The organism is Intrasporangium chromatireducens Q5-1 (assembly GCF_000576575.1).
Taxonomy (GTDB): domain Bacteria; phylum Actinomycetota; class Actinomycetes; order Actinomycetales; family Dermatophilaceae; genus Intrasporangium_A; species Intrasporangium_A chromatireducens.
On record NZ_AWQS01000005.1, the window covers coordinates 35,980 to 61,021 of the forward strand.

The 25,042-nt window shown below is 68.9% G+C and carries 29 protein-coding genes; 17 read left to right on the forward strand and 12 right to left on the reverse strand.

Annotated features, from left to right (window positions below; all coding sequences use genetic code 11):
• Window positions 1-4: 4 nt before the first annotated feature.
• The 7 genes from pspAA to N864_RS01365 form a co-directional block, all read right to left on the reverse strand.
• Complete coding sequence (gene pspAA, locus N864_RS01335; protein ID WP_034712505.1) at window positions 5-283, reverse strand: PspA-associated protein PspAA; 279 nt, start codon at window positions 281-283, stop codon at window positions 5-7.
• Window positions 280-1,089: a PspA/IM30 family protein gene (locus N864_RS01340; protein ID WP_034712507.1), complete on the reverse strand. Its 810-nt coding sequence runs from the start codon at window positions 1,087-1,089 to the stop codon at window positions 280-282. The genes pspAA and N864_RS01340 overlap by 4 nt, the downstream gene beginning before the upstream one ends.
• Window positions 1,090-1,217: 128 nt before the next feature.
• Window positions 1,218-2,717 carry an ABC1 kinase family protein gene (locus N864_RS01345; protein WP_162164484.1) on the reverse strand — a complete coding sequence of 500 codons (1,500 nt, stop codon included), beginning with the start codon at window positions 2,715-2,717 and terminating at the stop codon, window positions 1,218-1,220.
• A gap of 347 nt (window positions 2,718-3,064) precedes the next feature.
• A complete protein-coding gene (locus N864_RS01350; RefSeq protein WP_034712510.1) occupies window positions 3,065-3,370 on the reverse strand; it encodes a hypothetical protein in 306 nt (101 codons plus the stop codon).
• Window positions 3,367-3,612 carry a YgaP family membrane protein gene (locus tag N864_RS01355; RefSeq protein WP_034712513.1) on the reverse strand — a complete coding sequence of 82 codons (246 nt, stop codon included), beginning with the start codon at window positions 3,610-3,612 and terminating at the stop codon, window positions 3,367-3,369. The genes N864_RS01350 and N864_RS01355 overlap by 4 nt, the downstream gene beginning before the upstream one ends.
• Window positions 3,613-3,722: 110 nt before the next feature.
• On the reverse strand, window positions 3,723-4,931 hold the full coding sequence (locus N864_RS01360) for a sensor histidine kinase (protein WP_240474158.1): 1,209 nt from the start codon (window positions 4,929-4,931) through the stop codon (window positions 3,723-3,725).
• A 5-nt stretch (window positions 4,932-4,936) separates the two neighbouring features.
• Window positions 4,937-5,674 (reverse strand): response regulator transcription factor, encoded by a 738-nt coding sequence (locus tag N864_RS01365; protein WP_034712515.1) that lies wholly within the window; start codon window positions 5,672-5,674, stop codon window positions 4,937-4,939.
• Window positions 5,675-5,793: 119 nt separating this feature from the next.
• Between N864_RS01365 and N864_RS01370 the strand changes: the two genes are divergently transcribed.
• The 7 genes from N864_RS01370 to N864_RS23340 all read left to right on the forward strand — a co-directional run bounded on the left by N864_RS01370 (window position 5,794) and on the right by N864_RS23340 (window position 10,979).
• Complete coding sequence (locus N864_RS01370; RefSeq protein ID WP_240474159.1) at window positions 5,794-6,102, forward strand: SHOCT domain-containing protein; 309 nt, start codon at window positions 5,794-5,796, stop codon at window positions 6,100-6,102.
• A 98-nt stretch (window positions 6,103-6,200) separates the two neighbouring features.
• Window positions 6,201-7,694: a multicopper oxidase family protein gene (locus N864_RS01375; RefSeq protein ID WP_034712521.1), complete on the forward strand. Its 1,494-nt coding sequence runs from the start codon at window positions 6,201-6,203 to the stop codon at window positions 7,692-7,694.
• Between the two features lie 194 nt (window positions 7,695-7,888).
• Complete coding sequence (locus N864_RS01380) at window positions 7,889-8,452, forward strand: hypothetical protein (protein ID WP_034712524.1); 564 nt, start codon at window positions 7,889-7,891, stop codon at window positions 8,450-8,452.
• A gap of 5 nt (window positions 8,453-8,457) precedes the next feature.
• Window positions 8,458-9,630 (forward strand): cytochrome b, encoded by a 1,173-nt coding sequence (locus tag N864_RS01385; RefSeq protein WP_034712527.1) that lies wholly within the window; start codon window positions 8,458-8,460, stop codon window positions 9,628-9,630.
• A gap of 35 nt (window positions 9,631-9,665) precedes the next feature.
• Window positions 9,666-9,893 carry a hypothetical protein gene (locus N864_RS01390; protein WP_034712530.1) on the forward strand — a complete coding sequence of 76 codons (228 nt, stop codon included), beginning with the start codon at window positions 9,666-9,668 and terminating at the stop codon, window positions 9,891-9,893.
• 678 nt (window positions 9,894-10,571) lie between these two features.
• Window positions 10,572-10,733, forward strand: a complete 162-nt coding sequence (locus N864_RS24475; protein WP_155892764.1) for a hypothetical protein — start codon at window positions 10,572-10,574, stop codon at window positions 10,731-10,733.
• 9 nt (window positions 10,734-10,742) lie between these two features.
• On the forward strand, window positions 10,743-10,979 hold the full coding sequence (locus tag N864_RS23340; protein WP_051518041.1) for a hypothetical protein: 237 nt from the start codon (window positions 10,743-10,745) through the stop codon (window positions 10,977-10,979).
• Between the two features lie 632 nt (window positions 10,980-11,611).
• On the opposite strand, the gene N864_RS23345 is transcribed toward N864_RS23340, so the two are convergent.
• The 5 genes from N864_RS23345 to N864_RS01425 all read right to left on the reverse strand — a co-directional run bounded on the left by N864_RS23345 (window position 11,612) and on the right by N864_RS01425 (window position 14,809).
• Window positions 11,612-12,646, reverse strand: coding sequence for a prolipoprotein diacylglyceryl transferase family protein (locus tag N864_RS23345; protein WP_051518042.1), 1,035 nt, complete (start codon window positions 12,644-12,646; stop codon window positions 11,612-11,614).
• Window positions 12,643-13,326 (reverse strand): DUF305 domain-containing protein, encoded by a 684-nt coding sequence (locus N864_RS23950; RefSeq protein WP_081793261.1) that lies wholly within the window; start codon window positions 13,324-13,326, stop codon window positions 12,643-12,645. Before N864_RS23950 ends, N864_RS23345 begins: the two co-directional genes overlap by 4 nt.
• A gap of 261 nt (window positions 13,327-13,587) precedes the next feature.
• On the reverse strand, window positions 13,588-13,995 hold the full coding sequence (locus tag N864_RS01415; RefSeq protein ID WP_034712538.1) for a hypothetical protein: 408 nt from the start codon (window positions 13,993-13,995) through the stop codon (window positions 13,588-13,590).
• Complete coding sequence (locus N864_RS01420; RefSeq protein WP_034712539.1) at window positions 13,992-14,234, reverse strand: hypothetical protein; 243 nt, start codon at window positions 14,232-14,234, stop codon at window positions 13,992-13,994. The genes N864_RS01415 and N864_RS01420 overlap by 4 nt, the downstream gene beginning before the upstream one ends.
• Before the next feature lie 251 nt (window positions 14,235-14,485).
• Window positions 14,486-14,809, reverse strand: a complete 324-nt coding sequence (locus tag N864_RS01425) for an SHOCT domain-containing protein (RefSeq protein ID WP_081793262.1) — start codon at window positions 14,807-14,809, stop codon at window positions 14,486-14,488.
• Between the two features lie 267 nt (window positions 14,810-15,076).
• Between N864_RS01425 and N864_RS01430 the strand changes: the two genes are divergently transcribed.
• From N864_RS01430 to N864_RS01475, 10 genes are all read left to right on the forward strand, one after another.
• The gene (locus tag N864_RS01430; protein ID WP_169735948.1) at window positions 15,077-15,802 is read left to right on the forward strand and encodes a response regulator transcription factor; all 726 of its coding nucleotides are present in this window, start codon (window positions 15,077-15,079) and stop codon (window positions 15,800-15,802) included.
• An 86-nt stretch (window positions 15,803-15,888) separates the two neighbouring features.
• Window positions 15,889-17,079 carry a sensor histidine kinase gene (locus N864_RS01435; protein ID WP_081793263.1) on the forward strand — a complete coding sequence of 397 codons (1,191 nt, stop codon included), beginning with the start codon at window positions 15,889-15,891 and terminating at the stop codon, window positions 17,077-17,079.
• 47 nt (window positions 17,080-17,126) lie between these two features.
• On the forward strand, window positions 17,127-18,581 hold the full coding sequence (locus N864_RS01440; RefSeq protein WP_081793265.1) for a peptidoglycan DD-metalloendopeptidase family protein: 1,455 nt from the start codon (window positions 17,127-17,129) through the stop codon (window positions 18,579-18,581).
• A gap of 103 nt (window positions 18,582-18,684) precedes the next feature.
• Window positions 18,685-20,427, forward strand: coding sequence for an apolipoprotein N-acyltransferase (lnt, locus tag N864_RS01445; protein ID WP_240474160.1), 1,743 nt, complete (start codon window positions 18,685-18,687; stop codon window positions 20,425-20,427).
• 197 nt (window positions 20,428-20,624) lie between these two features.
• On the forward strand, window positions 20,625-20,927 hold the full coding sequence (locus N864_RS01450) for a hypothetical protein (RefSeq protein ID WP_034712543.1): 303 nt from the start codon (window positions 20,625-20,627) through the stop codon (window positions 20,925-20,927).
• Between the two features lie 55 nt (window positions 20,928-20,982).
• A complete protein-coding gene (locus N864_RS01455; protein ID WP_155892765.1) occupies window positions 20,983-21,945 on the forward strand; it encodes a class I SAM-dependent methyltransferase in 963 nt (320 codons plus the stop codon).
• Window positions 21,946-22,465: 520 nt separating this feature from the next.
• A complete protein-coding gene (locus N864_RS01460; protein WP_034712547.1) occupies window positions 22,466-23,104 on the forward strand; it encodes a DUF3105 domain-containing protein in 639 nt (212 codons plus the stop codon).
• Between the two features lie 202 nt (window positions 23,105-23,306).
• Complete coding sequence (locus N864_RS01465) at window positions 23,307-23,963, forward strand: TlpA family protein disulfide reductase (protein ID WP_240474161.1); 657 nt, start codon at window positions 23,307-23,309, stop codon at window positions 23,961-23,963.
• Between the two features lie 3 nt (window positions 23,964-23,966).
• Window positions 23,967-24,710, forward strand: a complete 744-nt coding sequence (locus N864_RS01470; protein WP_034712550.1) for a cytochrome c biogenesis CcdA family protein — start codon at window positions 23,967-23,969, stop codon at window positions 24,708-24,710.
• The coding region (locus N864_RS01475) for a cytochrome c biogenesis ResB family protein (protein ID WP_034712553.1) at window positions 24,711-25,042 on the forward strand (332 nt) is incomplete at its 3' end.

The window sequence follows — 25,042 nt, forward strand, 5'->3', positions numbered from 1 at the left end:
CGGCTCAACCCGGGATCAGGCCCTGCTCGCCGAGCAGGGCCCGGACCTCGGCCAGGCTGGTGTCCTCGGCGGGCAGGATCGCGTCGGAGGCTGTCAGCTCGTCGTCGGGCAGCGGGGTGCCGATGGCGCGGACGCGCGCGAGCAACTGGGCGAGCGATTGCTGGTAGGCCATCTCTTGGGCGGCAGTCACAGCGGCAGTCACGGCGTCGTCGAGTCGGTTCAGCTCGGCCTCGTGCTGGTCGGGCACGTTTAGTTGGCCCTCTCCGAGGATGCGGATGATCATGAGGTCGCCTCCGATGTCGCGTCAGGGCCGGGGGTCCTGCCGGGCGGGGTGGTGCCGGCGATCGCCGCCGGTGGGGACGGAGCTGGGAGCGCTGCACCGTGACCGGGTGCCGGCAGGCCGCGCCGGAGGGCGGCCAACTGCTCGTCGACGTCCGAGGTGGACGCGATCCGTTCGAGCTCGAGCTGGATGTCGTCCTTGCCGGGCGCTGTCGCGTCGTCCAGGGCGCCGCTGGCCAGCAGCTCGTCGATCGCTCCGGCGCGCGCCTGCAGCTGTGCGGTCTTGTCCTCGGCCCGCTGCATCGCCAGACCGACATCGCTCATCTCCTCGCTGATGCCGGAGACGGCCTCGCCGATCCGCGTCTGGGCCTCGGCGGCGGTGTACCGCGCCTTGATTGTCTCCTTCTGTACCCGGAACGCCTCGACCTTGGCCTGCAGGCGTTGCGAGGCGAGCATCAGCTTGTCCTGCTCAGCCCGCAGTGACTCCTCCTGCCCCGCAAGGTCGGCCAGCTGCTGCTGGCTGGCCGAACGGCGCACCAAGGCCTCACGGGCCAGGTCCTCCCTTCCGGCGGACATCGCGGTGGCTGCCTGCTGCTGCAACTTGTCCGCCTGGCCGGCCAGCTGCTGTACCTGCAGCTGGACCCGCTTTCGGCTGGTTGCCACATCGGCCAGGCCGCGCCGGACCTTCTGGAGCATCTCCAGCTGCTGTTGGTAGGAGTAGTCCAGGGTTTCGCGCGGATCCTCGGCACGGTCCAAGGCCTTGCTCGCCTTGGCCTTGAACAGCAGGGCGATCCGCTTGCTGAGGCTCATGTTCGTTCCTTTCGTGGTTGTCCCGGCTCGGGTCCACCTCGGACGGGATGGCCGGTGTTCGGTTTGCTCGTCCGACCCCGTCGAGATCTACTGTTCCTCCGTGTCATGGGCCTTTGCTGTCGGGATGGTCAAGGTTTGACGTGCATCTGCTCGCTGGGGCGGTGCCGGGGTCGGGAGAACCGCATCCGTACAGGACCTCGGGGGTCCGCATTGCTGGAGTGGTGCGCGTAGAGCGCTCGGTGGGAAGCGATCACCGCCAAGCCGGCGAGGATGAGGCTCTTGCCGCGGGCCTCGGCGCAGTCTGGCCTTCGTCGATGCCGCCGGTCCATGGCCTGCAGCGCGGCTGCCGCCAGGAGGGCGGCGATCAGCCGGTCTCCGGTGTCCCGGATGCTGGTTACGATCGCCAGCAGATCAGCCTCGGAGAGCCGGACCCTTACGCTGGTGCCGTCAAGGGCGCCGATCACGTCACGCAGCGCCTGTGGCGTGTCCGCAGACAGCCTGGTGAGGCTGCCCGACCACGTCAGGAGGCGGCGGACGAGCTGCTCTCGGGTCAGCGGGCGGGCCAGTAGTCGGTCTGCGAAGGGAGCCATCACGTGCGCGAACCGGAACCCCGGGTCGAGTTGCCGGCCCATTCCCTCGGCCATGACCAGCGTCTTCAGCAGTAGGGCGACGTGTCGCGGTAGGCGCAGCCGGTGGCGCCGGAGGATAGCGTTCACCCCCGAGACAAGCTCCCCGATCGGCAGGTCATTGAGCGGGAGCCCCGCGAACCGGTCCACGAACGGCGCGACGTCATCGCGTAGCGCCGCACGGTCCACTGCCGTGGAAGCGGTCGTGAGGTCGATCAGGGCAGCCGCGACATGGTCCGGGCTGCGCGTGATCAGGGCTGCGAACAACCGGATAAGCCGCTGACGCAGGTCGTCGTCGAGCTCGCCCACCATCCCGAAGTCGATGATGCCCAACCGGCCGCCGTCGAGGACGAAGAAGTTGCCGGGGTGGGGGTCCGCATGGAAGAAGCCGTCCTCGAAGACCATCTTGCACAGGGTCCGCGCTGCGAGCGTCGCGACCTCGTGGCGGTCGACGCCGGCGGCATCCAACGCTTCCGTCTCGCCGATCCGGATGCCTCGGATCCGTTCCAGCGTGAGGACTCGCGAGGTTGTCTGGCCCCACATCACCTTGGGGAACACCACACCCCCGTCATCGGCGAAGTTGCGGGCGAACCGTTCGGCGTTGCGGCCCTCGGCCAGGTAGTCCAGTTCGTTGTTCAGGGTCTGGGCGAACTCGGCGGCCACCGCAACCACATCGTAATCACGTGCCAGCTGGGACCGCCGGCAGGCGCGCTGGGCCAGGTCGGCGAGGATGTCGAGGTCGGCGTGTACCGATTCGACCGCACCTGTGCGGCGCACCTTGACCACCACCTCGCCGCCGTCCACGGTGGCCGTGTGGACCGTGCCGATGGAACCCGCAGCCAGCGGCACGGTCTCGAAGTTGTAGAGGCCGGGCGTCGCGCCGAGCTCCTCGGCGACCGTGGCCAGGACGTCGTCGGGGAGGACTGGGCTGGCCGCGTCCTGCAGGGTGGCCAGCTCGTCGAGGTAGTGCGCCGGGAGCAGATCCGGTCGTGTCGAGATCACCTGCCCCAGTTTGATGAACGCGGGTCCGAGTTGCTCGAACGCGAGGCGCAAGTGCTCGGCCTGGGTGTACGTTCTGCCCGCCTCGTGTCCAGGCAGGCCGCGCTGGAACGGGAACCTGCCAGCCATCCCAGTCGCCCCTAGCAGGTAGCCGAACCCATGCACGGACAGCACATCGACGATCTCGCGATACCGCCGCGCACGCGATGTGCGGGCATCTGCCCCCGCTGGCATTCTCACGATCATCTCCCGTCGGTCACTGGCCCGAACGTGAGGCATGTGGAGTTCTCCGCTGTCCGCTGTAGGGCCGGGCTGGGTGCCGCGCCTCCGAGCGCAGCGCTCCTGCTTGGTCAGTGGCGGTGGCCGCCGGGCATGAGGAACATCATGGCGGCCATCATCCCGATGCACAGCAGCGCGAAGAGCACTGCGCCGCTGCCGGCGACGCCTGTGGCCACCAAGGCGATGACGAGTACCAGCATGGGGATGCAGCAGGCGAGCATCATGAGGCGGTGGCGCCACGGGGTGGGCGCCCCGCCCTTGGCCTGGTCGTGCCTGCCAAGAGTGAGGGGTTGAATGGGCGTGCCGGTCGGCGCGGGGTCGGTGCCGCGGATGTCGTGGCCGTCCTGGTGCCGGTTGCCAGGCAGGTGTGTGGTCATGACGACCTTCCTTTCAAGGTTGCTGGGACATGGCCGAGACGCGCGTAGAGCGGGCAGTGCCCAAGCGCTCCGGTGATAAGGAGATCGGCCCCGGCCAGGACGAGCAGGACCTCGAGGGCTACCGCGAGCACGGAGCCGGCACCTGTAAGCAGGACGATCCCGCCGATGATCCCCAGGGCGCCCACGGCGACGCGGGCAGCGCGTTCCCTCGGGCTGATGTTGATGGTTCGCCAGCTACTCATCGGTGCCTCCTGGTCCGTGGACCCGAGTCGGCCCGGGCCCGTTGCTGTCTTCAGGACTCACGATGCCGACACATGATGGAGGCCGTGCATGCGGTTTGGTGAAGGTTCGCTCAAGTTCCGTCGCGGCGCCCACTCCGCGGGCGGGGACGCGAAGGCACGGGGTGGTTCTCAGCGTTTGGACGGGAGGGCCCCTGGGTGTCGGTGGGCGGGACGCGGGACAGGGGCAGGGCGACGACGAACGTCGCCCCGTGACCGGGTCCTTCACTGCTGGCAGTGAGGCCGCCTCCGTGGGCGTCGGCGATAGCGCGGCTGATGGTCAGCCCGATTCCGGAGCCGCTGCGGTCACGGTCGCGGGCGGTGTCACCCCGGTAGAACCGTTCGAACACGTGCGGCAGTTGCTCTGCGGGGATGCCCTCGCCGGTGTCGGCGACGACGATCTCGGCCTCCTCACCGGTTCTGCGTGCTAACAGGGTGACGGTGCCGCCCTCGGGGGTGTGGCGCAGGGCGTTGGCGAGCAGGTTGTCGAGCACCTGCCCGAGGCGGCGGCGGTCGATGTCGACGACCAGACCCGCGCCGCTGCCCGGGTCGGCCACGAGGTTGACGCCCCGCTTGGCGAACGCCTCGCGCTTGGCTTGGCTGGCCGACCAGATCAGGTCAGCGGCGGCGGTCGGGGATTGTTCCAGGGCGATCCGGCCCTCTTCGGCCCGGGACACCTCGTCGATGTCCTCGGTGAGCCGGACGAGCCGGTCGGTCTGCTCGGTCATGACCCGTTCGGTGTCCTCGTCCCACGTGGTGACTCCGTCGTGCAGGCCCTCGAGGTAGAGCTTGAGGGTCGAGATCGGGGTTCGTAGCTCGTGGGCGAGGTCCGACAAGAGCCTTCGGCGGGTGTCCTCGGTCTGCCCGAGTTGATTGGCCATCAGGTTGAACGCTGCGCCCAGGGTGTCGAGCTCGATCCCAGCCCCCGACGCGGGGACGCGCGTGTCGAGGTGGCCGCGTGAGACCTGCCGGGCGGCCTGGGTCAGGGCCTCGAGCGGCGCCTGTAGGCGCCGGGTCACGTACCAGGTGACTGCTGCCGCGAAGGCGAGTGCCAGGACGAGTGCCACGCCCAGCGACACGACCGACGTGTCCCGGTAGGCCTCCTCGATGTGAGCGGTCTCGGGGGAGTTGGCGGTGTGTCCGGCCTCGAGCAGGTGCTGGTGGAACAGCGGTGGTCCCGTGAGGAGCGCGACCAGGCCCGCCGTCAGGATGCTCGCCAGGAGAACGAGCACCTGGGCCAGCATGAGCCGCGAGGCCATACCCGGGGGGTTTCTCGGGCTCATGGTGCTCAGCCTCTCCCCATCCGGTAGCCGACACCGCGGACCGTCTCGATGTACCGCGGGGTCACGGGGTCGTCACCCAGTTTCCGGCGTATATGGCCAATGTGGACGTCCACCACGTGCTCGTCACCGATCCACGCCGTGTCCCAGACCTCGTCGATGAGCTGCCGTCTGGAGAAGGCGTACTTCGGGCGGGCCGACAGGACATCGATGAGGTCGAACTCGGTGCGGGTCAGCTCGACCGGCTCCCCCTTGACGGTGACGTGACGCCCTGCGGCGTCGACCGCAAGGTCACCGAACACGCGGGGCGGTGCCTCTTGCGCTACCGCCTGCGCCGGGCCGCCGACCCGCGGGCGGCGCAGGACCGCCTGGACCCGCGCCACCAGCTCACGCGCGCTGAACGGCTTGGTGATGTAGTCGTCCGCGCCCACGGACAGGCCGACCACCCGCGACATCTCGTCGTCGCGCGCGGTCAGCATCAGCACATAGCAGTCGGAGAAGGTGCGTACCTGTCGGCACACCTCGACCCCGTCCAGGCCGGGCAGCCCGAGGTCGAGCACGATGACGTCGGGGTCCAGTTCCCGCGCCAGGGCGACAGCATCGAGGCCGGTGTGCGCCTGGGTCACGGCATACCCCGCGCCGGTCAGGTACGTGTCGAGCATCTGGGCCAATGGACGCTCATCGTCGACGACGAGCACCCGCGAGGGGGCGCCGGACAGGGCGGAACCATGCACAAGGGAACTCATGGCCCAAGTCTGGCCCCTCCAAGCCGGCCCAGTGCGCCGCCCAAAGCCGCCGGACGGGACCTTCGTCAAACCTTCATCGAATCTGGGCCAGACCAAGACAACCGCCTCGGATGATTTTGATGAACGCGATCGACCCTCCACCGGGCGATCGTGGCACCGTAACGGGAGGAGCTGCCATGTGGGGCCACGCGATGAGCTACGACATGGGCTGGTGGATGTGGGTGCTGATGGCGTTGGGCACGCTCGGATTCTGGGTGCTGGTCGCTTACGTCGTGCGTGCCGTGATCCAGGGTCGACCGGCGACGCCGTCTCCGACCTCGGCAGCGTCCGGACGCGAACCCTTGCAGCTACTCGACGAGCGTCTCGCTCGCGGCGAGGTCGACGCCGACGAGTACCAGCGCACCCGCAACCTGCTAACCCACACCTGAGTGGGACCGCCTGGCAGCGACCGTTCACACGGCCGCTGCCGGTTCTGTCCGCGGCTGGACCCCAGCCGACCGCTGTGTCATCCGATCCAGAAGGAACCATGAACTCACTATCGCGACGCCGCCTGCTCCTCGGTGGGCTCGGCATTGCAGGTGCCGGCGCGCTGGCCGCATGCTCCGGAACGAAGGGAGCTGGCAGCGCCCCCACCTTCGGGCCGCCCAGCCCGGTGCGCACGACTGCCGGCCAACGAGTCACCACCGCCAGGCTCGTTGCCAAGGCGACGACGCTCGACCTGGGCGGCCCGCAGGTCGCCACCTGGGCGTACGGGGACAAGGCTCCCGGGCCCCTCATCCGAGCGACGGCCGGCGACCTGGTGCGGATCACGATCGACAACCAGCTGCCGGCCGACACAAGCATCCACTGGCACGGGATCGCGCTGCGCAATGCCGCCGACGGGGTGCCGGGCATGACACAGGACCCGATCAAGCCAGGCACCAGCTACACCTACGAGTTCGTCGCCCCCGACCCCGGCACATACTTCTACCATCCGCACGTCGGGGTCCAGCTCGACCGAGGCCTGTATGCCCCACTGGTGATCGACGACCCCCGTGAACCCGGCGCCTACGACCACGAGTACCTCGTCGTCCTCGACGACTGGGTCGACGGCACCGGGCGCACCCCCGACGACGTCCTGCAGCAGCTCATTACCAAGGGCGGGTCCGCGACTGGCGGAGGCATGGGCGGTATGAGCGGCATGGACCACGGGTCGATGGGGACGGGGTCAGGCCCGACGGGCACCTCGCCGTTCGGCGACTCCGGAGACGTGACCTATCCGCACTTCCTGATCAACGGCCGCGTCCCCACCGCGCCGGACGTGTTGCGGGCCAAGCCTGGCCAGAAGGTCAGGCTTCGGGTGATCAACGCTGCCTCGGACACCATCTTCACCGTCGCGCTCGGAGGGCATCGGATGACGGTCACCCACAGCGACGGGTTCCCCGTTCAACCGACGGAAACCGGCGCGTTCTACATCGGGATGGGGGAACGGTATGACGCGACCGTCACCCTCGGGGACGGCGCGTTCCCCCTCGTCGCGGCTCCCTTCGGCAAGCAGGGACAGGCCATGGCTCTGATCCGCACCGGCACCGGCAGCGCCCCGCCGGCCACGGTCCGCCCGGCTGAGCTGCGCGGCCCAGTGCTGCTCGGCACAAGCCTGGTCGCAACGGACGCCGCACGGCTAGAGAAGAAGAGCGCCGACTCGACAGCGGCAGTCCAGCTCACCGGGCAGATGGCCCCCTACGCGTGGGGAATCAACGGAGCCAAGTTCGGCGATAACGACCCCATCGTGCTGACTGAGGGCAACCGAGTCCGCCTCGACCTGACGAACATGACGATGATGACCCACCCGTTCCACATCCACGGGCACACCTTCGGCGTGATCGGCAGCGGGCTGCGCAAGGACACCGTGCTCCTGCCCCCGATGGCGAGCATCCCGGTGGAATTGCAGGCCGACAACGTGGGCAACTGGGCCGCCCACTGCCACAACATCTACCACGCCGAGGCCGGCATGATGGTCGAACTCAAGTACCAGCGGTGAACCCGGCGCCCGGAAACGTAGCGCCGTCCAATCCTTCTTCACCAAATCTGCGGGAAACCTGTACCTCGACGGCACGGTAGCGATTCACTATTGAGGGAGGTAAGGAGTCCCCAAGGAGCAGACATGTCGGGCCCACGTGCTGCGAGCCATTCCCTTTTCGGGCGCGTCCATCACCGCCCGGATCACGTGCCCGGATGGCACTGATCGTCGCCGTCCTGACCATCACGAGCTTCCTCAGCCTGCCCCAGGTGGCCTTCGCCCACGGGGACGAGGGAGCTGTCCCAGCACGGGAGAGCGTCTTGCAGGCGCTCGCCTACGTCGTCAACACCCCTGACAACATGGACGCCATCACCGACAAACTCAAGGACGCCCAGGAGTCGGCCGACCAGTCGGGTGTCAACCTCGCCGCGGTCAAACGCGCCATGACCGCCCTGTCGGCAGGCAACATGCGCCAGGTCCGCACGCTGCTCGAGCAGTCGATCGGAGCCAAGGTCGACCTCACCGGCCTCAACGTGCGGCATGTCCTTCAGGTGCCACCCGGGCTCGCGTCCGTCAGCCTCGCGACCGAGGAACAGCCCGGCACCCAGACCGTCACCGACGAGCTGCCCGGCCGTGGGCCCCTCACGGGTATCGACGCGACCCTGCTCGGGCTGGCCCTGCTCGCCGCCGTGGCCGGGGTATTCCTCGGCGCCAGGTTCCGTCCGGAACACTCGATCCACGACCTGCGCCGCCGCGCCCGGCAGAGCCAGGCAGGTTGAGCGCCATGTCACAGATCAGCACCACGCCGCCGGCCCCGCCCGTCCTTCGGCCCTCCCGGTCACGCCGCTTCGTGCAGGCGGTCGACCAACGGCTCGGGCTGGATGCCCTGCGCTACCCGGTCCCGGAGCATGCCAACAATCTCGCGTGGAGCCTCGGCGGGCTGACCGCCGCAGCCTTGCTCATCCTCATCGCCACCGGCGTCGTGCTCGCCCAGTTCTACGACCCGACGCCCGAGGTCGCCAACGCCAGCGTCCGCACGATCGTCGAGGACATCATGCTCGGCCGGTTCCTGCGCTCGTTGCACTTCTGGACCGCACAAGCCATGTATGTCCTCGCCGCGCTGCACCTGATCCGGGTCTTCTTCCACGGCTCGTACAAGCGACCGCGCGAGGCGAACTGGCTCATCGGGGTGAGCATGTTCGGCCTGACCCTGCTGGCCATCTTCACCGGCACCGTCCTCAAATGGGACCAGGAAGGCTACGAGGCCCTGGCCCACAACCTGGAGCTCGGCAAGATCCTCGGCGGCGCCGGCTTCTGGTTCTCCTCGACGTTCGCCGCGCACACCCCCATCCTGGTTCGGCTCTACTCGGCACACATCATGCTCATCCCCGGCCTGCTGGTTCTCCTGGTCATCCTGCATGCACTGCTCATCAAGAAGCACAAGATCTCCAGCCACCCCGGACTGCCCGCACCCGCACCGGACACGCCGGCCAACCTCGTCTCGGGCAGCCCGGTGCAGGACGGGCCGGCTGGCCTCGCGCAGGTCACCACCCCATCCGGAGAGACCTACTCGGAGGCACAAGAGCCGTTCACCCACCACCTGCGCCGCGTCGGCGCCTTCGGGCTCGTGCTGCTCGCCGTCCTCAGTGCCGTCGCGGTCTTCTTCCCGCCACCGGTCGGGTCCACCCCCGTGGCGGGGATCGAAGTCACCAAGCCGATGTGGCCGTTCTGGTGGATGTTCACCTTGGAGAACTGGTTCGGGCTCCCAGCCATCCTCTGGGGAGGCCTGGCCTTCTTCCTGCTGCTGTTCGCCGTCCCGTTCGTCGACCGAAACCCCAAGCGGTCCTGGCGGACCCGACCCGTCGCCATGACGATCGGGGCTCTCGTCCTGACCGCCCTAATCGTGCTGACCATCCTCATGGCGGTCACGACCCCCGCCGCACACCTCAACATGTAGCGGGTCGGCAGTTCCAACAGAAGGACGTTTGCCCCATGACCGCCATCGACCGCGTCCGCAGGAACTTCTGGGTCCTCGTGGCCGCTACCATACTCTCGGTCGGCATTCTCTCCCAGACGCTGCGGATGCCTGCCGGCCACCTCACCGCGTTGCTGACCGCCGTCAGCGCCGTCGCCGCGCTGGCCTCGTTGTCACTGGCAGGCCGCATCCTGGTCGTATCGACCCGAAAGGGCCGGGCGCCGGCACGGCGCAGGGCCCCCTGACCCCGGGTCAGACCGGCGGCGCTTCGGTGTCCGCCGGGCACAACTCGGGCCAGAGGGACCCCGGGATAGGCGCTCAGGCCATGGGGCAGTCGTGGCTCGGATCCCAACCGGACCTGCCCTGGTGCATGCCTGGGTTCATCGTCCCGTCGAAGCCCATCGTCTGGGCGCACGCGCGCACATGCTGCCCAAAATCGGAGTTCGCATCCGCAGCCTGCGCGGGGGATGCGACGAGCAACCCGGCACCCGCGATCGTTAGGACTACCGCGGCCTTGAGAACTCTGCGCATCGCCTCTGCCTTCCTTGTGGGGTGGGCGGGCACTCTTTGTCCGTGCCACGCTCGTAACCATCATCGAGGCTCCGCCCGCGGCACGACAACCCCGGATCGAATCCCACTGTCGGCGACGCTCGAAAAGTGTGCCCTCTTCGAGAGAGGGTGACGGCCGCGATCGCCAGGAGGTTGGGCACCGGGACAGACGTCATTCGTCCGTTCGAGGCGCGGGTGCGTTAGCTGTTGGCGGGCCCCCGGACATGCCCGCGATGGTGCTGGCCGCGCGGGTTGGGGCGGACCGGCTCGATCCGCGGGTTTCGGGACAACGTCAACCGCCTGCGGTCTGACCACCGTCCCGCCCCCCGGCCGACCGGCTGAGTTGGCTAGCCGGGGACCTGGCCCAGTGTGACGTGTGGTTCCCGCCGCGCAAGAACCTGCTCGAGGACGGCTCACGCCCCCTGCTGCCGGTGCTGGTCATGACCTGCTGGTACTCCCGGTACACGCTCGGGCAGATGATCCCCACCCGCAAGGCGCGCGACTTGCTGCTGGGATCTTGGGCGCACTTCAGTTAGCTCGGACGGGTGCCGCGCTGGCTGATTTTTGGCCGTGAGCGCGGCATCGGACGGCGCGGGCTCACCGAACCGGTTGCGGTCTTTGCCGGGCCGCTGACGATCAAGGTGGTGCTGCTGCCGCCAAGGGATCCGGAGTCCGAGGGCGCTGTCGAACGCCGCAACCGCTTCTTCGAGACCTCCTCGTTCGTTCACCTCGGCGCCCACTTCGCCTCCTCCGCGGGCTTCAACGACCCGTTCAGCCGGTGACTGCCCACCGCCAACGGCGGGTCGTAGCATCATTCGGCGGCCCACCTGTGGCCAGTGACCTGCTCGCGGAGGACCAGGAGCCGGTGCTGCCCCTGCCGCCACCGATATCCCGGTCCGCCGGTTCACTCAGACGAGCCGGCAAGCCTCAGCGTTGCTGACCCCGCGCGCGATGGGCCGCGTACTCTTGCCGCTGCCGCGTCAACGGCGCCGGACCCGGCACCTTCCGACCTGCTGGCTCTCCTCCATGACGTGCTCCACCCTGCTTGGTATTGCGACGTTCGCTGGATTCCAAGCTGTCACAACCACACAGCGGCCGCTGGTGGCCGAGCACCCCGCGCCGGTCGGCCCGCGGCATGACCTGTGACCGATCCCGCACACGTCTCGGCGCTGCCGCACGACTACCAGCATTACCGGCCCCGCCACGTCGGCCGAGGAGGGCGTGGTGGCGAACCTGGGCGAGTACGACCGCGCCTTCCGCCTCGAGGAGGTGAACCAGCCGTGACGCGCAAGGCTGCTGTCGCGGAGCAAGCCGCTCAAGGAGACCCGCCTTGCCGCCGCACTGAAAGCGCTATGGATCACCGAGTATGCTGCCCGGCTGGCCGACCACGCCCGCAACGCCGGGTGGCCCTACGTCACGCTGTGTCTCTCGGCCCGGAGGGGTCGCCGCCCGGGTGCTCGCGTCCGGGGGTTGGTGTGGATAGCGTGCGGAGGCCCGAGGGCTCCACGGCCGTGACGACACCGTCCCGGTCGCTCGTGTTGCCCGTGGACCGACATTTCGGGGCCTCCGGAGTGGTAGCGGTGGAGCGAGTCCGATGCCGGGCGACGGCGGCGGCGATCGATATCGCCGCCGCTGTCACCACGATGACGGCGATCAGCTGGGTGCCGGTCAGCCCCGCGAATGGCCGCTCGTCGATCCCGCGGGCTCCGTCCAGAGCCAACCGCTGCCCGGCGTAGAGCAGCGCGAAGAGACCGATTGCGACCCCGGGCACGCGCCGGGTCCACCTCGCGCACCCGACCAGGACCAGCGCGATGGCGGCGGCAGCGATCAGGTCGTAGGCCGGTGTGAGGTGGTACGTGCAGCCCGCGTAGAAGGATCCCAGGTCCCTGCAGCTCTCGCCGAGACCCGGGGGGCGCGCAGGACTTGGGGAGAAGCCGGGGGCCAGGATCGAGCCGGGCCGGATCACGTAGCCGATGCCCCATGTGCCGGTGAGGGGTCGACCGAGATGATCGCTGAGCATCAGGTCGCCGACGCGCCCGATCGCGATCCCGGCCGCGAGCGGGGCCGCTGCCGCGTCGAGGATCGGCAGCACGCGCGCCCCACGGCGGCGCAGCACGATCAGCCCGCCCAGTACGCCTCCCAGGAGCCCTCCGAACAGGGCCATGCCACCGCGCCACACCTCGAGCATCTGCCAGAGCGACCCGAACTGGCCCGGGTGGGAGACTACGTAGTCGATCCTGGCGCCGACCAGACCAGCCGGAATGGCCCAACCGACGGCGGACTCAGCGGCGCTGATGTCTAGCCCTCGGTTGTGCAGGGTACGGCGCAGCAGCACCCACGCCAGTAGGATGCCGACCGCAGAGAGCAGACCGTGGGGCGAGATGCCCAGCACGGTCGGGATCGTGGAGTAGCTCCACTCCACGGCCGGTGCGACGAAGGCGCCTATCATCGCCTCACCGCGTCACGTCCGCGACGGTCCCGTCTTGAATCACGGGAGGGATCGGTCGTAACAAGGTCCTTCATGGTGGCAGTCTCCTCGTTCTGGGCCTTGACGACGGCCTCGACGAGGGCCTTAACCTGAAGGTTCTGCGTCGTAAGGGCCTGTTTGGCCATGGCGGTAGCCCTCTCCTGTTGAGCGGTTATTAGGGTCACCCACTGCTGGTCGAACCCCGCGCCGCCGGCGGCCTTGACGGCGTTCATGTCAGCGTCCTTCATCATCCTCTGACCTGACGTCGCGCTCGTTCCTGCCGTGGGCTCGGGCGCACCCCAAGACTGAAGCCAGGTGCGGATGGTCTGGATCTCCGGGCCTTGTCCGGCCTTGATCTGGGTCCCCAGTTGCGGACGGGCGCCGGGGCGCCCCCCCGTTTGCCGAGCGCGATGTCGGCCATCTCGACGGCCTGTTGGTGGTGTGGTCATCATCATCTGGACGAACATCACGTCACCGGCCCGGCCTGCGTCGGAGGCTCTGGAGGGGGGCTCGACGTCGTGCTCCGACTTGTCATCCCGCTCGTGTCGGCCGAGCCGCCGTGCATGCCGGGTATTGGTCCTCCGGCCCCGGAGCACCCGGTGAGGACACCGGCTGGTCCGGATGCTGGAGCGGCGGGGCCACCGACGGACGAATGAAAGCATTCAGCAACTCCTCAAGGACACCAGTGACGTTGACCGGCCTGTGCAGTACCTTCAGATCAACGCTCGGGGTGTCGTGGTAGGTCCAGAACAGGCGAACAGCCTGATCGAGCGTGACCGGGGAGCCGTGCGGTTTCCATGAAGGTTTGATGAAGACGCGCTCCCCGGCTGCGGGTGGGGGTCTCGGGCCTCGGAAGTCAGTTGCGCCACGGGGGGGCGCCCGTCTTGGGAAGCACGGCGAGCGCCGGCCCGGGCATGTCCGCCCTAGTCGTTGACACCGCGCCAGCGCCGTAGGTCATAGCGCCGCCGGGCGCGTCGACCGGTCTTGGCCCGAATCGGATCCATGAGTTGCTCGCCGGCCAGTCGATCGGCATACCGGTCCACCCACGAACCCCAGAGCAGCGGAAGCTGCGCGACACGTGTCCGCTGGGCATACATGACGGCTACGAACAGCACCACGCTGGCGAGGACGATCGCAGCGAGGTCCGCCCCGTCGCGCGCTAGGTGTGGCCGCACGGCAGGGATGAGCGGCGCCCCAATCGCCAGCCATCCCGCGCGGCGCTGCGATGCGCGGGCCAGCCGGAATGCCAGGCTGGCCGTCAGCGCGGCTGCTGCCGTGAACAGTAAGGCAAGCGGGAGCAGTGCGTGTGCGGGGATGCCTGCGGTGGTCACCGCTTGCGCTTGGGTTCGGTCTGCCCAGCCAGCCAGACGCCGGCGAGGAAAATCAGTCCGGCGATGGGGTAGCCGGCCGCGAGATCGGTCCAGCCGGAGGGGCTGCCCGCGAGGTGCATCACAAGGTGCACGGCGGCGATGACCCCGCCGACCACCATGAGTGCTTGGCCGAGGCGGACGCGGCGCCGGTAGCGACTGTATGCCGCGAACGGGTCAACTGCTGACGAGCGGGGTGACACGCGAGTTCTCCTTTAGAGGTCAATTCGGCGGCCCGGACGCTGCGGTCCGGCGACGTATTCGGCGATGGCTTTCACCCGTGCGGTATTGGGCGAGAGATCACGGTCCAGACACCCAGATCGTCGGTGCGGAAGGACCCGCCTGCCGACGACGAGAAGGGAGGGCCTCTCGCCCTTGCTGGAACGACTGAAGGGTCACTGAGAGGAAACCTGCCCCACGCAGGCTGGCGAGCAAGATGGGTCGGGAAGGAACCTCATGACGATCGGTGATGGTCTTTCGTCGGATCGGGGACTGATACAGATGACTGCAGACCGACTCCCGGCGCCGGTGGATCCGCCGACGCTGTCAGGTCGGTCAAGGCTCGCCGGCGCTGCTCGTACTCCTCGGGGGTGATCTCACCGCGCGCCAACCGGTCGGCCAGCACGTGCAGCGGACTCCGGTCTACGGTCGGTTCGCCGCCGCGGGCGGGATTGCTGAAGATGGCGCGCACCAGCATGGCGATCAGAACCCAGAAGCCGAGGATGCCGGCGGCCATCAGCAGCCACATCCCGGGGCCCATACCGGAGGTCCACATCATGTCGTTCCTCCTGCTCATCCTTCGTCGCCTTTCGGCCCTTTTCCGGATCCCATTTGACCCCGCGGCCTCGGGTGGTCCTCCTAGGGCCGCCTGATCTGGCTGCGCGTGAGCGGTCAAGGACGCGGGTGCCGTCGGGGCGGCATCTCAGAGAAAGAGTCGGCCCTGATCATTGGTGTTCGATGTAGGTTTCATGAAGATCTAGCGAAGGTTGCGCCCTCTGATCTTGTGGCGTTACCGGTGCCAGGTTCGGGCGTGGACACTGTCGGGATGAGCAGTCCGACCACCGAGTCCCCTGGCGCGCGCGTCCTGGTCGTCGATGATGAGCGCTCGCTCGCCACGCTCGTCGGCAACTACCTGAGCCAGGCGGGCTTCGCCGCGGCTCTGGTTCACTCCGGCCCGGAAGGCGTGGCAGCAGCCCGAGAGCAGGACCCCGACGTCGTGATCCTCGACCTTGGACTGCCGGGACTGGACGGTGTTGAGGTGTGCCGCCAGGTCCGCACCTTCAGCGACTCCTACATCATCATGTTGACCGCGCGCACCCACGAGACGGACAAGCTCATCGGACTGTCCGTCGGCGCCGACGACTACGTCACGAAGCCGTTCAGCCCTCGCGAGTTGGTTGCGCGCGTGCAGGCCGTGCTGCGTCGTCCCCGACTGGCGCGCCGCGATATGCCCCGTACCGGCGAGGGGAGGGTAGGGGTCTTCGGTCCCCTGCGCGTCGACACCGAGAGCCGGGAGGTGACCCTGCATGGGGCGCCGGTGGCCCTCACACGCACCGAGTTCGACATCCTCGCCGTTCTCAGCGAGCGACCCAACCTGGCCTGGTCGCGGCGGCAGCTGATTGACGAGGTGTGGGATGCGGCGTGGGTGGGCGACGAGCACATCGTTGACGCGCACATCGCCCACCTGCGTCGCAAGTTCGGCGATGACTCGGCCAGCCCCCGATTCCTCACCACGGTGCGCGGCGTCGGGTATCGGATGGGCCGTGGATGACCTCTTCTCGGAGCGACTGCGCCGGCTGGTCGAGGTGGTCCGGTGTCCGACGATTGTGGGGTGCCCAAGGGCTGGCCAGCAGGTTCATGGCGGCTCTGCTTGCGGTGCTCGTGGCCAGCATCATCACCGCCGCGCTTGTCGCCGCTGTCCTCGGCCCGCCGATATTCCACGAGCATTTGATCGAGGCGGGGCACGCGGCGGACTCACCCGAAATCGTGCACATCGAGGAGGCGTATCGGGACAGCAGCCTCACCTCGCTGGGCGTCGCCCTGCTCGTCGCCGTCGCGTGTGCGTCCGTCGTGGCGTGGTACCTCAGTCGCCGCCTACAGATCCCTCTGGGAGCTCTGACCCGCGCGGCGCGGGAGGTCTCCCGCGGGCACTATGACCGTCGCGTCGCCATCACTGGGGCCAGCCGCGAGCTCGACACGCTGGCGGAGGCGTTCAACACGATGGCCACGCGACTGGAGCAGGTCGAGGACACCCGCCGGCAGCTGCTGGCGGATCTGGCCCACGAGATGCGCACTCCCGTATCCACGGTCCGCGCCTACAGCGAGGGGCTGCAGGAGGGCGTGGTGGCCTGGGACGAAACCGTTGCAGCTGTTCTGCGTGACCAGAGCGATCGCCTGGGACGGCTCGCCGAGGACCTGGAGGACGTGTCACGCGCAGAGGAAGGACGTATCCCGTTGAATCTACGCCCCAGCCGCGTCGGCGACCTCGTCTGGGTCGCCGCCGACGCGGCCCGCGCCGCGTACCAGCTGAAGGGTGTCAACCTGGTAGTCGACGTAGACCGGGCCGCCGGCCTCCGCGTGGATGTTGATGTTCAACGCTTCGGGCAGATCATCGCCAATCTGCTCGGCAACGCGCTGCGGCACACCCCCGAAGGGGGGACGGTGTTGGTGGTTGCCTTCCGTGATCGGGCCGAGGTGGTCTTCCGCGTGACGGACAACGGCGACGGCATTCCTGCCGAGCAGTTGCCGCACGTGTTCGAGCGGTTCTACCGGGGCGACACCGCCCGCGACCGAACACAGGGCGGCGCAGGGATCGGCCTGACCATCAGCCGGGCCCTCGCGGACGCGCTCGGCGGCTCGCTCACGGCGTCTAGTCCTGGCCCCGGGCAGGGGTCGACCTTCACGATGACGCTGCCCACCACATCAACCGGACGCGGCGTACGACACACCACCCTTGCCACGCCCGAGGCTGCCGCCATCATCGAGGCGACCCACCTCGGACTCCGCCGCTCCACCGCGCCTCGGTCAGCCCCACAGGAGATGCCATGATCCCCCTGGGACTTCGCTACCAACGCGAACCCTGCCCTCTCTCGTCCATGATCGTTGACACGCTCGCCGCCAACCGGGGGCGCCATCCCCATGTCGCTGCGCCCCCGTTCGCGCCTTCGGCGGCATCACCGCGCTGGCGCCGCGCGGTATGCGTCGCCCTGATTGCGCTCTTCACCGGGGTCCTGGGCTGGCCCGCGGCGGCGGACAGCATCGAGGATAAGAAGCGGGAGGCTGATCGGGACGCCGCCCGGCTCCAGCAGGCCCTCCGGGACACGGGGGCGGAACTGGCTGCCTCGTACCTGGCGCTGAAGGGCACCGAGGCCCGCCTCACCCAAGCCCAGGAGCAGTTGACCAGGGCGCAGCAGGCCCTGGACGTCTCGACCGAAGCAGCGCGCTCCGCCTTGGCAGTCAAGGAGCACGCGCTCGATGCGGAACGGCAGGCCAAGGCTCGATACGAGGCGGATGCGCAGAGGCTGGCGGAGGCGGCCACCAGACAACAACGAGCTACCGAGCAGCGTTCCCTCGATGCGGCACGGTTGGCTGCCACCCAGGACGCCCTCGACGCGTACGCAGCCGAGGTCTTTCAATCTGGTCAGCCCTCCCCGCAGCTGAGCCTGATGCTCGGCATGTCCTCACTACAGACGGTGTCCGAGCGCACGGCCCTGGCCGACATCGCCAGCCAGATCGGTGCTGATGCCATCGATCGGGTGAGCGCCGCTGTCAGCGAGGGTCGGGCAACACAGGCCTATCTGTCGGCGGTGGCCCGAGAGGTCCGCGCTCTGCGGGATGAGTCGCGTCGCTCGTGGAACGCGGCGCAGGCCGCGACACGAACCGCTGCCTCCGCCGCCACTCAAGCCGAGAGCGCGAAGCAGAACGCGGCCACGGCACGTGGCAACGCGGCCGCTGCGCGAGCATTCTTGGTAGGGCTGCGCTCCACGCAGACACGCCAGACGCAGGAGCTCGCCGCCCGCAAGGCCCAGGAAGAGCGCCAGCTGGCCGCCAAGCAAGCAGATGCGCGGCGTCTTCAGGCTGTGCTGACCGAGCGCGCCCGGATCGCCCGACAGGCCGAGCAACGTCAGCCGTCCATTCCGCCTGTCACGGCATCGGGCAGGCTGGCTGGCCCGGTCGCCGGCGAGGTCACCTCCCCATACGGGATGCGGTGGCACCCCGTCCTGCAGAAGTGGATGCTCCACGACGGGCTCGATATCGCAGCCGCATGCGGGACCCCTGTCTATGCTGCTGCTGACGGCCAGGTCATCCGTGCCGGGTGGAACTCGAGCGGCTGGGGCAACCAGGTTCTCGTCGATCACGGTATCCGCCGCGGCGTCGACCTCGTCACCAGCTACAACCACCTGTCGCGGATCGCACGGTTCAGTGGTCCCGTCCGCCGGGGCCAACTGATCGGGTCTGTGGGCACGACGGGGTTCTCGACCGGCTGCCATCTCCACTTCGGCGCCTACGAGGACGGCCGTCCCGTGAACCCGCGCGCATGGCTCGGATGATCCGTCCTCGCCTCCGGGCCGTCGCCCGTGGCCTGTCAACGCGTGGTGCAGGTCCTACCCCGTGAAGGGCTTGACAGTGTCCACCCTTTCTGAGAGGGCTGCAATGAACATCCGACCGCCGGGCGCAACGCCGTTAAATGGCACGGCTTCGGCTATGGCCAGACCCGGCCGGATCGCTGCACTGCTCATCGGCATGCGTTACCTCCGGTCTGTGGTGTTCCTGTGCCGCAGTCTCATTGCGCTACTGGCCGGTGGCCTCATGTTTCTGGCCTTTCCCACGTTCAACGTGTGGGTGGCCGCGCCCCTGTCCACAGCGGCGCTGGCTCTCGTCCTGACCGGGACAGGCCCTCGGCGAGGACTGGTCCTGGGCCTGATCGCCGGGTCGTCCTTCTTCCTGCCGAGCCTTCACTGGTCCGGGATCTACGTCGGGCCGGTGCCATGGGTCGCACTGTCCCTATTGGAAGCGCTCTTCCTCGGTCTCGCCGGCGCGCTGTATGGGTGGTTGAGCCGTGCTGGCGCGGTACGGCCGGTCGCGTTCGCCCTCGTATGGGTTGTTGTTGAGGGTCTGCGGTCACGGACGCCCTACGGTGGCTTCCCATGGCTGAAGCTGGCGTTCAGCCAGGCCGACTCGCCCTTCGGTCGGCTTGTCGCCATCGGCGGCACCCCGTTCGTGGCGTTCATCGTGGCGCTCACCGGTGCACTGGTCGGTCGGTGTGTCCAGCACGTTCTGCTCGCCCACCGGGGCACGGCCGTCGGCCGCCACACGGCGAGGACGCGAGCGGTGGTCGCATTGGGCGCTGTGGCGGGTCTGTCCGTGTCGGGGTACGCCGTGGCGTTACCGCTCGACGGGCCGACGGCCCGGCTTCTCGGGGTCCAGGGAAACGTTCCGCAGCCCGGGCTGGACTTCAATGCCGAAAGGCGGGCTGTGCTGGACAACCACGTTGAGGCTACGCTGCGCGCCCAGCGGGACGTGGCGTCCGGGCGTACGCCCAGACCGGATCTGGTGGTGTGGCCCGAGAATGCCTCGGACATCGACCCGCTGCGTAACGCCGATGCCCGCTCGCTGATCGATGGGACCGTTGCCGCGCTAGGCGTCCCGCTGATCGTCGGAGGTCTTCTCGAAGAGCCCGAGGACCGGCTCTCCAACGTCTCGCTGCTCTTCGAACCGGGCCGCGGCAACACCGCACGCTACGTCAAGCAGCACCCCGTGCCGTTTGCTGAATACATCCCGAACCGCGACTTCTGGCGCACCTTCAGCAAGCAAGTCGACCTGGTCCGGCGAGACATCGTGGCCGGCGACACCACGGGCATCTTCACTACCGCGGCGGCCGGCGGCTCCCAGATCAGGGCTGGGCTCGCGATCTGCTTCGAAGTCGCCTACGACGCCCTCATGCGTGACGCAGTCGAACAGGGCGCGAACGTCCTCGTGGTGCAGACCAACAACGCCACGTTCGGCTTCACGGCCGAATCCGCGCAACAGTTGGCGATCAGCCGCATCCGCGCCATGGAGTTCGGGCGAGCCGTGGTCCACATCTCGACGGTCGGCCAAAGCGCGCTCATCAAGCCAGACGGGACCGCCACCCAGACAACGGCCCTGTTCACGCAGCAGGTCATCCAAGGTGACCTCCCGCTCCGGGAGCAGCTCACCCTTGCCGCTCGCCTCGGCGACCTTCCGGAGTGGTCGGCCGTGCTGACGCTGGCGGCCCTCGTGGCATGGTCATCCAGGCCACTGAGCAGGCAGCGTCGCGCCATTGAGCTCGAGACACGCCTGTCCCGTGCGCGACCCGGAGAGAACAACGCGCAGCATGCACGTGCCTCCGGGCGGTTCCGGACCAGCCATGAATAAGGCGGCGCGATGACAGGCTCGGTGACGGGCGCTCCGGGGTTGGCCCGGGAGCTGGCCGGCGTGGCGCGTGCGGCGAGCGACCTCCTCGTGGGCAGCGACGTCATGGCGGTGGTGGTGTTAGCCGCCTCGGCCGGAGCGTGGCTGCTTGCCGGCTGGGTTCAGATGAGGGCGGCGGCACCAGAGGTCTCACACGGGCGATGTCTCCTTGCCAGGGCCGACCTGCTCGTGGCGCCATCCCTGACCGACCGGGCACGGGCCAGCTCCGGGGCGGCGCTGAGCTGGCCGCGGCAGCCGCCGGCGTCACTCTCGCCCTCCTCGTGCCTGCGTCCGTCATCGCGTCGGTGTATCTCGTTCTCGCAGGCCACCCGCCGGCCGGCGCCGCCGGAGGGCTCGTGGCGCTGACGGCCCTCGCCGGACTGACCGGGCTGTTCCTTTCGGCCAGGGGCGTCACCCGCATCCCGGACGCAGTCGGTGGCTGGCGGTACGCGGTCCGCATCTGACTGCAGCAGCCGCTGTCGGCGAGGTCGCGGTGGCGGTGACAACGACGATGACGGCGTGGGCACTGACCCACACCGAGGCACGGCCGTGAGCCTGCTCGAGGTCGGACTGGCGGGCGTCGTGGCCCGCGGCCTGACCCTGACCCGGACCCCACGAGCGGGTCTGGCGCTCGCTGACGGGGCGTTCTTCGCGACGCTTCTGGGTGCGGGTCTGTCGGCGGGGGTGTCGCTGGCGACGGTCGCAGTCTGGAGAGCTGGCCTGGGTCTTGCGCGGCTTGTAGCCGTCGTTGGCGGACGCGGTCGTGCGCGCTCCCCCACGTCGGTGGGGCTACCCAGCGAGCCGACCGGCTCCCCCCTCGGGGAGTGGCTGCACCGAACCGCCTTCCGGGTCCTCGCGTCCCTGCCACCTCGGCTGGCCCGACGCACCCGGGCCGGCGTGTTCAAGGTGCTGTTCTCGTTGTCGGAGGACCCGTGGCGTTACGACATGCTTCCCTATGAGCGACGGAAGCGGGTGGCGCTGGTGGACGGTGTCCCGCCTGCGGCAGGCGACGCCGGCCCCATCGTTGAGCTCGGCTGCGCCGATGGCCACAACTTACAAGCTCTCGCCGATGGGTACCCGCACACCAGGATTGTCGGGCTCGACATCAGCCCGCTCGCCGTGACAGCTGCCCGCCGGCGGACCGCCCACCAGTCTCACGTGCAGGTCGAGCAGGCCGATGCCCGTGGCGCGGGGGCAGCGCTGCAAGCTGTCGGCGTCAGCTCGATCGCAGTCCTGGTCGTTGCAGAGGTGCTCTACTACCTGGGAGGCCCGGCCCAGTTGGCTGTGGAGTTGAAGACGCTGGCACCACTGCTGAAGCCGTCAGCTGTGCTCATCCTCGTCCACGGAACCAGCGACGCCGAACGCCTCCACCCGGCTGCCGTGACCGCCTTGGACTGCAGCACCACAGATCGAGTGATCATTGACGACCCCTACCGCCCCTTCGTCGTAGAGACCGCCCGAGCGTCGGATGACCCCCACTGATCCACGTTGGTGCGTGGTCAACCAACAGGGCGGTGGGACGGTCATGCGAGAAACCGTTCCACCGCCCGCTGCAGCACCACTGGGGGAAGTCGTGCCGCAGCCCGGGCCGGTGTCATCTTCTGTCCGTCGGCCTGGCGTTGATTGCGATGTCCAGCCTCCCTCGGAGAGCCGATAGGAACGATGTGCGTTTGATGAAGATCCTGTGCTATCTCGGCAGGGGCGTCGGCCAGTCGACGCTGAGCGCCGAGTCGGATCGAGCCGGCGTAGCGCCACGTCGCCGACCGACCACACGTGACGGGGAGTCAGGGGATGCCCGCAGTGAACGGTTCAAGGGTCAATTCCGGCGACCCAGTCCGTCAATCGCAGACTCAGTTGTTACCGTTTCGGCAGCGGATGTCAAGAAGGATTCGCCCGAGCCAGCCGCGAAGAGGCCCTGCGACACTGGGCCGCAGAACGAGCAAACACACCGGGCGGACGGCGCGGCCGTCCTCGCCGGTTCACCCCTCAGGAGTTAGCACCCATGGCACGCACCCCGACCCCACGCCCGGGCAGCCGAGAGGAGCGTCGCGAGCGAGCCGCCGCCATGCGCGCGGCCGAACGCGCGCGTGAGCGTCGCCGCACCATCGCGCTTTGGGCCTCGATCACGGCGGTCGTTGCCGCCATCGCCGTCGCGGTGACGCTTGTCATCGTGCGCGAGCAGGCGAGCCGGCCGGCGCTCGACGCGGTCAGGTCCTTCACGGTGGCCCAAGGGCACGTCACCACGCCCGTGACCTACCCGCAGACGCCGCCTGCCGGGGGCGAGCATGCACCGGTGTGGCTCAACTGCGGCGTCTACTCGCAGCCTGTGCCGAACGAGAACGCCGTGCACTCCCTGGAGCACGGAGCGGTCTGGGTCACCTACCGGCCGGACCTGCCCAAGGACCAAGTGGCGGCCTTGGCGAAGGAGCTGCCCGACACCTACGTGGTGCTCTCACCATACCCGGGGCTCCGCGCCCCAATCGTCGCTTCCGCCTGGGGCAAGCAGCTCGAGCTCACGGGCGTCGACGACCCGCGTCTGCCTGAGTTCGTCAAGGAATACCGTCAGGGCCCGCAGACGCCTGAGCGGGGCGCCGCCTGCACCGGCGGAACGGACGGCACGAGCTCCCCTGCAGGGCGGTGAACGGACCAACTTGCGGGCCGCGCTCCTGCCCATCGGCAAGGCGGAGGCCGTCGCGGCCCTCAGCGCCGGCACTGAATCGGTCCGCCGAACAACTCAACAGGCAGGGAACGGTGCCGCGCATCCGCCATCACCTCGCCGGCCCCGCAGGCGTGGCCCAATACCTCTCTGGTTATGGTCATGAGTCGAACATCAAGGAGCGTGGATGAAGTCACCGGACATGTTGCCCGACGCAGGCCTGCACCACCGGATCCGCCCGGTCGGCCGACGGACGGTGGTGCGGTGGGGCGTAGTCGTGCTGGCCGGGGCGGCGATCACCCTGACCGCGGCGTGCTCGTCGGACCCCAACTCGATCGAGGCCCAGGCGAAGGCCGGCGACCGGAAGGGGTACATCTCGGGCGACGGCACGATCGAGCAGATCGACCCGGGTCAGCGCGGCAGTGCGGTTGCGCTGGTCGGGACGACGCTCGAGGGCAGGCCCTGGTCGATGGAGGGCGTGAAGGGCAAGGTCATGGTGGTGAACGTGTGGGGTTCTTGGTGCCCGCCGTGCATCGAGGAGACACCGGCGCTGGAGAAGGCGTGGGAGCGGATGCAGGCCAAGGGGCTGGATGTCGGGTTCATCGGCCTGGACACGCAGGAGAGCCCGGAGTCGGGGCTGGCGTTCCAGCGTGCGAACAAGGTCACCTACCCGTCGCTGGCCTATGACGGGGGCGTGCCGCTGATCGCGTTGCAGGGCAAGGCGGTGGCGACGCCGACGACGCTGGTGCTGGACCGCAAGGGGCGTATCGCGGCGCGGGTTTCCGGCCCGGTGACGCGGGCGACTCTTGAAGGGCTCGTCGACGATGTGCTGGCCGAGGGCTGAGGCGTGTCCCCGGACGTGCTGACCGGGTCGGTCGTCGTGGCGGCGGCCGTCGCACTGGCGGCGGGGTTTGTCTCGTTCGCGTCGCCGTGCGTGCTGCCGCTCGTGCCGGGCTTCCTCGGCTATGTCACCGGTCTGGGTGACGTGTCCCTGAAGGACCGCTCGCGGGGCCGGCTCGTGCTCGGGGCGTTGCTGTTCGTCCTGGGCTTCTCCGCCGTCTTCCTCGCGATGGCGTTCGGCTTCTCGGTGCTCGGCCTGGCGTTGCAGGCCCAGCGCGGGCTCCTGATGCGGGTCGGTGGGGTTGTCGTCATCGTCACCGCGCTGCTGTTCCTCGGCCTCGGGAAGGGGTATGCCGCCCAGCTGGCCTGGCGGCCCAGGGCCGGCCTCGCCGGGGCGCCGTTGCTCGGGGCGGTCTTCGGGATCGGGTGGAGCCCCTGCCTGGGCCCGACCCTCGGGGCGATCTATGCGATGACCGCGCCGCTGAGCGCGGGGTCGGGCACCGTCGGTCGTGGGATGGTGCTCGCGGTCGCCTACTGCCTGGGCCTCGGCGTGCCGTTCCTGCTGATGGCCGCGGCGTGGGAGAAGGCCGGCCGGGCCAGTGCCTGGCTGCGCCGCCGCCAGCGCGCGATCCAGCTCGTCGGGGGACTGGTCCTGCTGCTGGTCGGGGTCATGCTCGTCACCGGCCTGTGGGAGACCGTCATGGTTTGGCTGCAGGTCCACTTCATCGGCACCTTCCGGACGGTTCTGTAGATGACGAGCACGAACACCCCGATCCGTGCCGGGCGCAGGTCCGGCACGGGTGGCGGGCGTCCCCAGCCGGAGCTGCCACGGCTCGGGTTCGTCGGCTGGCTGCGCTGGGCTTGGCGGCAGCTGACCAGCATGCGCACGGCGCTGTTCCTGCTGCTGCTCGTCTCGGTCGCTGCGGTGCCTGGGTCGATCTTCCCGCAGCGCAACATCGATGCCGGCCGGGTCGCCGACTACCTCGCCCAGCACAAGTCGAGCGGTCCGTGGCTCGACCGGTTCGGCTTCTTCGACGTCTACGCGTCGCCGTGGTTCTCGGCGATCTACCTGCTGCTGTTCGT

Coding starts and splice junctions, on each gene's coding strand:
- pspAA (WP_034712505.1), bottom strand. CDS start 283: ATGATCATCCGCATCCTCGGAGAGGGCCAACTAAACGTGCCCGACCAG.
- N864_RS01340 (WP_034712507.1), bottom strand. CDS start 1,089: ATGAGCCTCAGCAAGCGGATCGCCCTGCTGTTCAAGGCCAAGGCGAGC.
- N864_RS01350 (WP_034712510.1), bottom strand. CDS start 3,370: ATGACCACACACCTGCCTGGCAACCGGCACCAGGACGGCCACGACATC.
- N864_RS01355 (WP_034712513.1), bottom strand. CDS start 3,612: ATGAGTAGCTGGCGAACCATCAACATCAGCCCGAGGGAACGCGCTGCC.
- N864_RS01360 (WP_240474158.1), bottom strand. CDS start 4,931: ATGAGCCCGAGAAACCCCCCGGGTATGGCCTCGCGGCTCATGCTGGCC.
- N864_RS01365 (WP_034712515.1), bottom strand. CDS start 5,674: ATGAGTTCCCTTGTGCATGGTTCCGCCCTGTCCGGCGCCCCCTCGCGG.
- N864_RS01370 (WP_240474159.1), top strand. CDS start 5,794: ATGAACGCGATCGACCCTCCACCGGGCGATCGTGGCACCGTAACGGGA.
- N864_RS01375 (WP_034712521.1), top strand. CDS start 6,201: ATGAACTCACTATCGCGACGCCGCCTGCTCCTCGGTGGGCTCGGCATT.
- N864_RS01380 (WP_034712524.1), top strand. CDS start 7,889: ATGGCACTGATCGTCGCCGTCCTGACCATCACGAGCTTCCTCAGCCTG.
- N864_RS01385 (WP_034712527.1), top strand. CDS start 8,458: ATGTCACAGATCAGCACCACGCCGCCGGCCCCGCCCGTCCTTCGGCCC.
- N864_RS01390 (WP_034712530.1), top strand. CDS start 9,666: ATGACCGCCATCGACCGCGTCCGCAGGAACTTCTGGGTCCTCGTGGCC.
- N864_RS23345 (WP_051518042.1), bottom strand. CDS start 12,646: ATGATAGGCGCCTTCGTCGCACCGGCCGTGGAGTGGAGCTACTCCACG.
- N864_RS23950 (WP_081793261.1), bottom strand. CDS start 13,326: ATGCTTTCATTCGTCCGTCGGTGGCCCCGCCGCTCCAGCATCCGGACC.
- N864_RS01425 (WP_081793262.1), bottom strand. CDS start 14,809: ATGATGTGGACCTCCGGTATGGGCCCCGGGATGTGGCTGCTGATGGCC.
- N864_RS01430 (WP_169735948.1), top strand. CDS start 15,077: ATGAGCAGTCCGACCACCGAGTCCCCTGGCGCGCGCGTCCTGGTCGTC.
- N864_RS01435 (WP_081793263.1), top strand. CDS start 15,889: ATGGCGGCTCTGCTTGCGGTGCTCGTGGCCAGCATCATCACCGCCGCG.
- N864_RS01440 (WP_081793265.1), top strand. CDS start 17,127: ATGATCGTTGACACGCTCGCCGCCAACCGGGGGCGCCATCCCCATGTC.
- lnt (WP_240474160.1), top strand. CDS start 18,685: ATGAACATCCGACCGCCGGGCGCAACGCCGTTAAATGGCACGGCTTCG.
- N864_RS01450 (WP_034712543.1), top strand. CDS start 20,625: ATGTCTCCTTGCCAGGGCCGACCTGCTCGTGGCGCCATCCCTGACCGA.
- N864_RS01460 (WP_034712547.1), top strand. CDS start 22,466: ATGGCACGCACCCCGACCCCACGCCCGGGCAGCCGAGAGGAGCGTCGC.
- N864_RS01465 (WP_240474161.1), top strand. CDS start 23,307: ATGAAGTCACCGGACATGTTGCCCGACGCAGGCCTGCACCACCGGATC.